This window comes from Duganella vulcania, from assembly GCF_009857655.1.
Taxonomy (GTDB): domain Bacteria; phylum Pseudomonadota; class Gammaproteobacteria; order Burkholderiales; family Burkholderiaceae_D; genus Rugamonas; species Rugamonas vulcania.
The window spans coordinates 1-7,296 of record NZ_WWCX01000161.1 but is presented as its reverse complement, the minus strand read 5'-3'; the positions used below and the strand labels follow the sequence as shown (position 1 = coordinate 7,296).

Sequence of the window (7,296 nt, the reverse complement as noted above, 5' to 3'; positions counted from 1 at the left end):
CGCGGCCGGCGCCGATTCGGCCGATGGCGGCGCCGGCGCATCGGCGGCGCGCGCGCCCTTCAGCGCCAGGTCGGCCACCTCGATCACGCCGTCGTTGGCGAAGGCCAGCGCGCGCTCCAGGATGTTTTCCAGCTCGCGCACATTGCCGGGGAAGGAGTAGCCGCGCAAGGTCTCCAGCACGCCCTCGCCCAGCCGCACCTTGTGCTCGAAGGTGCCCAGCCGCTCGAGGATGGCGGCGGTCAGCACGGGCAGGTCGTCGAGCCGTTCGCGCAGCGGCGGCAGGCTCAGTTCGATGACGTTCAGGCGGTAGAACAGGTCCTGGCGGAAGCTGCCCTGCTCCACGCACTGCTCCAGGTTCTTGTGGGTGGCGCTGATGATGCGCACGTCGACCGGCTCCTCGGCGGTGGCGCCGATCTTGCGCACGCGCCGCTCCTGGATCGCCCGCAGCAGCTTGACCTGCATCGCCAGCGGCAGGTCGGCCACCTCGTCGAGCATCAGCGTGCCGCCGTTGGCCGCCTGGAAGAAGCCGTCGCGCTCATCGGCCGCGCCGGTGAAGGCGCCCTTGCGGTAGCCGAAGAACTCCGCCTCCATCAGCGCCTCGGGAATCGCGCCGCAGTTGACCGCGATGAAGGGCTTGCCCGCGCGCGAACTGCGGGCGTGGATCTCGCGCGCCGCCAGCTCCTTGCCGCTGCCCGATTCGCCGTTGATGGCGATCGGCGCCATCGAGCGCGCCAGCCGCGCGATCTGCGCACGCAGCGCCTGGATCACGGCCGACTCGCCCTTCAGGCGGCTGTCGAGCGGCGCGGCGCACGGCGCCTCGCCGGCCGGCGGCTCGGCGTTCAGCCGCAGCGCCGACTGCACCATCACCCGCAGCTGGTCCAGCGCCACCGGCTTGGAGATGTAGTCGAAGGCCCCGGCCTTGAGCGCGATGACGGCGTTGTCGGCGCTGCCGAAAGCCGTCACCACCGCGATCGGCGTGTTCTTATAGGCGGCGCTCACCTCGCGCACCAGCTCCAGCCCCAGGCCGTCGGGCAGGCGCATGTCGGTCAGCACCAGCTGGTATTCGCGTTCGGCGTTGGCCAGCAGGCCGCGCGCCTGCGCCAGCGTGGCCGCGCTGTCGACGTCCAGGCCCATTTTCAGCAGGGTCAGTTCCAGCAGCTCGCGCAGGTCGGCCTCGTCGTCGACGACCAGCACGCGCGGGGCGCGTTGGGAACCTCTAGCAGTCATCAAACAGCCTTTCTACGTCTGCGCCGGTTGCGCGAAAGTGATCACGAAGCGCCCGCGCGAGCGGGGAGTCCCATCGGGGCTGTCTTTGATATCAAAACGATATTCGTAGTCCAACCGCGCTTCGTTATTCAAACACAATTCGCGCGCCAGATATAGTCCCAGGCCGGTCCCCTTGCTCGATGTGGTGTAAAACGGCTCAAACAGGTGGGCGCGCACCTCGGGCGAGATGCCGGGGCCGTCGTCCTGCACGTGCAGCTCCATCGGCCGCGCCTTCCCGCTCACCAGCTCCATGCGCACCGAGGCCGGCGCGCCGCTGGCGTAGCGCACCGCGTTGTTGAGCAGGTTGAGCACCACCTCGCGCAGGTGCAGCGCGTCGAAGCGCACCAGCGTGCCGGCCGGCGCCGACACCGCCAGCAGGTCGTGCGGCAGCCCGTGGGTGTCGTCGAATTCGGTTTTCAGCTCGGCCAGGAAGACGTCCAGCGCCAGCGGCTCGCTGTGCGGCTGCACCTTGCGCGACAGCTGCAGGATGTCCTCCACCATGCGGTTGACCCGCGCCACGTTGTCGCCGACGATCTTCAGCAGCCGCAGATGCACGGTGCTGTCGAGGTCCTCGCCCAGCAGCGCGGTGGCGTGGCCGATGGCCGACAGCGGATTGCGCACCTCGTGCGCGATGCTGGCCGTGAGCCGCCCCATCGACGCCAGCTTCAGTTGCTGCGCCTGGTTCTCGATGCCGGTCACGTCCTGCAAAAAGATCACGCTGCGCTCGGTGCCCAGGCCGGCCGTGTCGACCGCCGCGAAGCGCACCTTCAAATGCGCGGCCAGGTCGCGCCGCGCGCTCCAGGCGGCCGTCACGTCGCGCAGCGCCACCTCGGCATACGGCTTGATGGTGACATAGGCGGTGCTGCGCGCGGGGTCGGCGCGCCACTCGGCGTAGGCTTGCGCCAGCGGCGCCAGCGCGGCGGCGGCCGACAGCAGGAACTTCATCTCCGGCCCGACCATGCCCAGCATCTGCTGCGCCGCCGGATTGCCGGCGAAGACCTGGCCGTCCGGATCGACCACCAGGATGCCGTCGCCGACGTTGGCCATCACCAGCCGGTTGACCGCCTGCTGCACGGTGATCTCGACGCCGCGCTGGATCGCCAGCTCCTCCTGGCCGATCAGCCGGGCCGCCATGCGGTTGACCACCAGCACGGCGGCAAAGAAGGCCGCGCCGTACAGGCCCGCCTGCAGGTAGGGCTGCTCGCCGTCCATCATGAACACCTGCCAGGTCGATTCGGCCAGCATGAACAGCGCCACCAGCGCGGCGCAGAACAGCGACAGCATCAGCGGCGCCAGGATGGCCACGCCGGCCAGCGGGAACAGGTAGAGGATGGCCAAGCCGCTGCGCAAGCCGCCGCCGGCCAGGAACAGCAGCGAGATGACGGTCAGGTCGCAGGCCACCTGCGACAGCAGCTGCAGCAGGAAGCGGCGCTGCCAGTAGACCGCCGTCAGCGCGAACAGGATCGCCAGGCCCAGATAGACCAGGCAGATTTGCAGGTACAGATAGGGGCCGGAGGCGCGCAGGCCGTGGTTGTCGAAGCTCAGGTAGACCAGCAGCACCAGCGCGATCACCACGCGGGTGGCGTTGAGCGTCTGCAGCGAACGCCAGAAGGTAGCGCGCGATCCGGCCGACAAGGCTTGAAGGCGCGCGATCATGCGCGGGGAGGCCTAAGCGCCAGGCAGCGTGGCGTGGGCCGCGCTGCAATAGTCGCGGCCGCGCGCCTGCACGGTTTCCGATGCGGGATAGAAGATGCCGCAGTGGGCGCATTGCAGCATGGTCTCGGCTTCGGCCCTGGCCTCGGCCGCGGACTGGCCGGCGCCGCGGCCGGCGGCCGGCTGCTGCGGATCGCGGAACTGCTGCTGGTGGCGCTTCTGCGCCTCGCGGATCTTGCTGCGGATGGCGAAGATCACCAGGAATACCAACGCCAGCCAAAAGATAATACGGCTCATGCCCAACCCTTATGCAAAACCACTTCAAACACAAAACGGCTGCCGACGTAGGCCAGCAACAAGGTGGCGAAACCGGCCAGCGTGAAGCTCAGCGCGGTCTTGCCGCGCCAGCCGCGGAAACGGCGGCCCGCCAGCAGCGCGGCGAACAGCACCCACGACAGCATGGTGAACACCGATTTATGGTCCCATTTGAGCGCCTGGCCAAACAGCTGTTCCGAGAACACGATGCCCGACAGCACCGTCAGGCTCAGCAAGGTGAAGCCGATGCTGATCATGCGGAACAGCAGCTTCTCCATGGTCAGCAGCGCCGGCAGCTGGTCCAGCGCGGAGGCCAGGAAGCCCTTGCGTTCGGTGCCCGCGTGCAGGCGCTTTTCCTGCAGCGCCATCAGCACCGCGTGGAAGGCGGCCACCGTCAGCGTGCTGTAGGCCAGCGTGGCGATGGCGATGTGCCAGCCGAACAGCGGCGACTTGCCCTCCAGCGCGATCACGCTGCCGGGGAAGCCGGCCTGCAGGGCCGTCGCCAGCGCGGCGTTCGGCATGACCAGGCGGCGCATGCCGTCCAGGCTGAAATTCTGGTTCTCGATCCAGTAGGCGCCGACCGACACCCACAGCGCCGACGACAGCATGGCGGCAAAGCCGATGCGGATGGCGCCGGCGCCGCCGGCCACCTCGGACCACAGGCCGGCGCCGTGCAGCAGCCAGGCGGCGGCGGTCACGGCGGAAATCAGCCCGGCACGGCGCGACGGCAGCGCCGCGCATAACAGGTACAGCGCGATGGCTGCCAAGAGTAGGATAGTCTGCATGTCCGGCAGTTTACACCATCGCTCAGTCGACGGCTGCCATGCGCAGCTCGTCGTTGTGATGGCGCTGCTGCTCCTCCATCACCAGTTGGCCCAGTTCGCGCTTGAGGGCGTTGAACTCGGCGGAAGCCGGATCGCGCATGCGCGGCAGGTCGACCATCAGGTCGCGCTTGACGGTGCCGGGACGGTAGGTCATCACCACGATGCGGTCGGCCAGGTAGATCGCCTCCTCGATGCTGTGGGTGACAAAGATGATGGTCTTTTTCAGCTCGGCCCAGATGCGCAGCAGCTCGTCCTGCAGGTTGCGGCGGGTCAGCGCGTCGAGCGCGCCGAACGGCTCGTCCATCAGCATGATGGGCGAATCGAGCGCCAGCACGCGGGCGATCGCCACCCGCTGGCGCATGCCGCCCGACAGGTCCTTGGGGAAGCGGTGCTTGAAGTCGCCCAGCGACAGCATGGCCAGCAGCTGGTCGACCTTGGCGGTGATCTGCGCCTGCGGCAAGCCCTTGATCTCCAGGCCGAAGGCGATGTTCTTTTCCACCGTCATCCACGGGAACAGCGCGTACTCCTGGAACACCATGCCGCGCTCGGGGCCGGGCGCGGTGACCTGCTTGCCGTCGGCCAGGATGCGGCCGGACGTGGGCAGCGCGAAGCCGGCGATGGCGTTGAGCAGCGTGGACTTGCCGCAGCCCGAGGGCCCCAGCAGGCAGACGAACTGGCCCTGCGGGATCTCCAGGTCGATGTCCTTGAGCGCCACCAGCTCGCGCTCGGCGGTCTGGAACACCTTGCTGACGTTGGCGACGACGATGTGGTGAGGGTGCATCAGTTCTCCAGGCCGCGGTGCCAGCGCAGCAGATGGTTGTTCAGTTTATTGACGGCGGTGTCGATGATCAGGCCGATCAGGCCGATGGTGATCATGCCGGCCATGATCTTGTCCGACCAAAAGTACTCGCGCGCCTCCAGGATGCGGAAGCCCAGGCCGTTGTTCACGGCGATCATCTCGGACACGATCACCACGATGAAGGCGGTGCCGATGCCGATCCGCACGCCCGACAGGATATACGGCACGGCGGCCGGCAGGATCACGCGCACGAACAGCGTGGCGCCGCTGGCGCCGAGGTTGCGCGCGGCGCGCAGGTAGATGCTGTCGACCTGGCGCACGCCGGCGATGGTGTTCATCAGCACCGGGAAGAAGGCGCCCAGCACGATCAAAAAGATGGCCGGCGGATTGCCCAGGCCGAACCACAGGATCGACAGCGGGATGTAGGCGATCGGCGGAATCGGCCGCAGCAGCTGCATCAGCGGGTTGAGCCAGGCGTACACGGTCTGGCTGGCGCCCATCACCAGCCCGAGCGGCAGCGCCAGCGCGGCGCCGATGGCGAAGCCGACCAGCACGCGGTACAGGCTGCCGAGGGCGTCGACAATCAGCTCGCCCGACACGGCCCACAGCAGCCAGCTGCCCTGCTCCGGGCTGTACGGCTGGACCGGCAGCAGGTAGGCGATCCAGCGCTCCAGCACCGCCAGCGGCGACGGCAGCATCTGCGGATTGACCCAGCCCTTCATCGACACCAGCTGCCACACGCCGATCACCAGCGCCGGCACGATCAGGCCGACGGCCGCCTCCTTCGCGTTGAACTTGGCCATTTACTTGACGCCCAGGCTTTTCTTGGCGGCGTCCAGCAGGTCGGTCTTGACCCATTCCTTGGCGGCGGGCGGCTTGCTCATGCGGCCGACGCCGGTCTTGAACATGACGTCGGTGGTGACCTGGATGTGCTCGGGCGTGATGTCGTACGAGTACGGCGAGTTGCCGATGGCGTCGTTGAAGTCTTCCTTGGTGATCTGGCCCTTGAACACGGTCTCGCGCACATACTTCTCGGCCACGGCCGGCTGGTCGATGAAGGTCTTGGTGGCCTCGACGAAGCAGCGCATGAACTTCTCGGCCAGCGGCCGCTTCTCCTTATAGAACTTCTCGGTCATCACCATCGTGCGCACCGGCTCGCCGATCGGGGTGTCGTAGGGCTTGAGGATCTCGTTGCCGTAGCCCTTGTTGATCGACTGCGACGACTGCGGCTCGGAGTTCATCATGGCGTCGATGTTCTTGCCCAGCAGCGCCTGGTTCAAATCGGCGTAGGCCAGGTAGATCAGCTGCACGTCCTTGCCCGGCTGGTCGGACGCGCTCAGGCCGGCCTGCTGCAGCTCGGCCAGCAGCAGCACCTCCTGGATGCCGCCGCGCGTGACGCCGACCTTCTTGCCCTTCAGGTCCTTGACGCTTTTCATCTTCAGGTCGGCGCGGCCCACCAGGCGCGCGCCGCCCTTGGCGAAGCCGGCCACGACGAAGATCGGCGCGCCGCTGGCGCGCCCGGAGATGGCCGCCTCGGACGCCGTGGTGCCGACGTCGAGCTCACCGGCGATAATCCCCTGCATCACGTCCAGGCCCTTGGCGAACACCCGCTCCTCGACCTTGATGCCGCACTTGGGGGCGATCTCCTTGATGTAGGAAACCGCGCCGTAGTGCGCGAACTTCAGGTTGCCCAGGCGGACCACCTCCTGCGCGGACGCCGCGCCGGCGGCTGCCAGCATGGCGGCGATGGTCAAGGTCTTGCCGATGGCGTTCAATTTCATCCGTCTCTCCTGTCGTGTGTGATGGCACTGTAATGTGTGCAGATCATACCAAGCCACGGATGACTTGCCTATCGCCTATCGCTTGTCATGCCCTCAACGCGCCTCGCGCAGCCGGGCCAGGCGCTCGGCGCTCGGCGGGTGGCTGGAGAAATACACCGGCAAACGGCCGCCGTCGAGTTTCTGCAGTTTGGCAAATACCACCGCCAGATGTTCCAGCGCGATGCCGTTGTGGCGCAACATGACGGCCGCGTAGTCGTCGGCTTCCTGCTCTGCGTCGCGCGAGTATTTCATGTCCAGCGCCAGCGCCGGCAGCGTGCTCAGGACGGCGGAGATGTCGCCGAACACCAGCGACGTCACCGACGCCACGGCCGAACTCTGGATGATGCGGCGCGTCATATGGCGCCGCTGCAAATGGCCCAGCTCATGCGCCAGCACGCCCATGACGGCGTCATCGTCCTGCAGCAGCGTGACCATCTGGTCGGTCATCACGATGTCGCCGGACGGCAGCGCGAACGCGTTCGGGCCGACGCGGCTGCTGCGGAACACCAGCTGCCAGGCCGGCGCCGGGCCGGCCACCGATGGCGGCGGCGCCAGCGCGGCAAAGCGTTGCCGCAAGGCTTGCTGGCGGGCCGGCGGCAGCGTGGACGGCGCGAACATC

8 protein-coding genes are annotated in these 7,296 nt (G+C 67.7%); all 8 read right to left on the bottom strand.

The annotated features are described in order from the left end of the window. A partial coding sequence (locus GTP90_RS34070) for a sigma-54-dependent transcriptional regulator (RefSeq protein WP_161087669.1) occupies positions 1-1,227 on the bottom strand: 1,227 nt, incomplete at its 3' end. A gap of 12 nt (positions 1,228-1,239) precedes the next feature. Continuing rightward, positions 1,240-2,922 carry a sensor histidine kinase gene (locus GTP90_RS34065; RefSeq protein ID WP_161087668.1) on the bottom strand — a complete coding sequence of 561 codons (1,683 nt, stop codon included), beginning with the start codon at positions 2,920-2,922 and terminating at the stop codon, positions 1,240-1,242. 12 nt (positions 2,923-2,934) lie between these two features. Beyond that, positions 2,935-3,216, bottom strand: a complete 282-nt coding sequence (locus GTP90_RS34060; RefSeq protein WP_161087667.1) for a PP0621 family protein — start codon at positions 3,214-3,216, stop codon at positions 2,935-2,937. After that, positions 3,213-4,019: a cytochrome C assembly family protein gene (locus GTP90_RS34055; protein WP_161087666.1), complete on the bottom strand. Its 807-nt coding sequence runs from the start codon at positions 4,017-4,019 to the stop codon at positions 3,213-3,215. The genes GTP90_RS34060 and GTP90_RS34055 overlap by 4 nt, the downstream gene beginning before the upstream one ends. Positions 4,020-4,041: 22 nt before the next feature. Then, positions 4,042-4,839, bottom strand: a complete 798-nt coding sequence (locus GTP90_RS34050) for an ABC transporter ATP-binding protein (protein WP_161087665.1) — start codon at positions 4,837-4,839, stop codon at positions 4,042-4,044. Further along, entirely contained in the window at positions 4,839-5,660 is an 822-nt protein-coding gene (locus GTP90_RS34045; RefSeq protein ID WP_161087664.1) for an ABC transporter permease, read from the bottom strand. Before GTP90_RS34045 ends, GTP90_RS34050 begins: the two co-directional genes overlap by 1 nt. Then, on the bottom strand, positions 5,661-6,638 hold the full coding sequence (locus tag GTP90_RS34040; protein ID WP_161087663.1) for an ABC transporter substrate-binding protein: 978 nt from the start codon (positions 6,636-6,638) through the stop codon (positions 5,661-5,663). It abuts the gene before it with no gap. A gap of 93 nt (positions 6,639-6,731) precedes the next feature. Further along, the coding region (locus GTP90_RS34035; protein WP_161087662.1) for a M48 family metallopeptidase at positions 6,732-7,296 on the bottom strand (565 nt) is incomplete at its 5' end.

Coding starts and splice junctions, on each gene's coding strand:
- GTP90_RS34065 (WP_161087668.1), bottom strand. CDS start 2,922: ATGATCGCGCGCCTTCAAGCCTTGTCGGCCGGATCGCGCGCTACCTTC.
- GTP90_RS34060 (WP_161087667.1), bottom strand. CDS start 3,216: ATGAGCCGTATTATCTTTTGGCTGGCGTTGGTATTCCTGGTGATCTTC.
- GTP90_RS34055 (WP_161087666.1), bottom strand. CDS start 4,019: ATGCAGACTATCCTACTCTTGGCAGCCATCGCGCTGTACCTGTTATGC.
- GTP90_RS34050 (WP_161087665.1), bottom strand. CDS start 4,839: ATGCACCCTCACCACATCGTCGTCGCCAACGTCAGCAAGGTGTTCCAG.
- GTP90_RS34045 (WP_161087664.1), bottom strand. CDS start 5,660: ATGGCCAAGTTCAACGCGAAGGAGGCGGCCGTCGGCCTGATCGTGCCG.
- GTP90_RS34040 (WP_161087663.1), bottom strand. CDS start 6,638: ATGAAATTGAACGCCATCGGCAAGACCTTGACCATCGCCGCCATGCTG.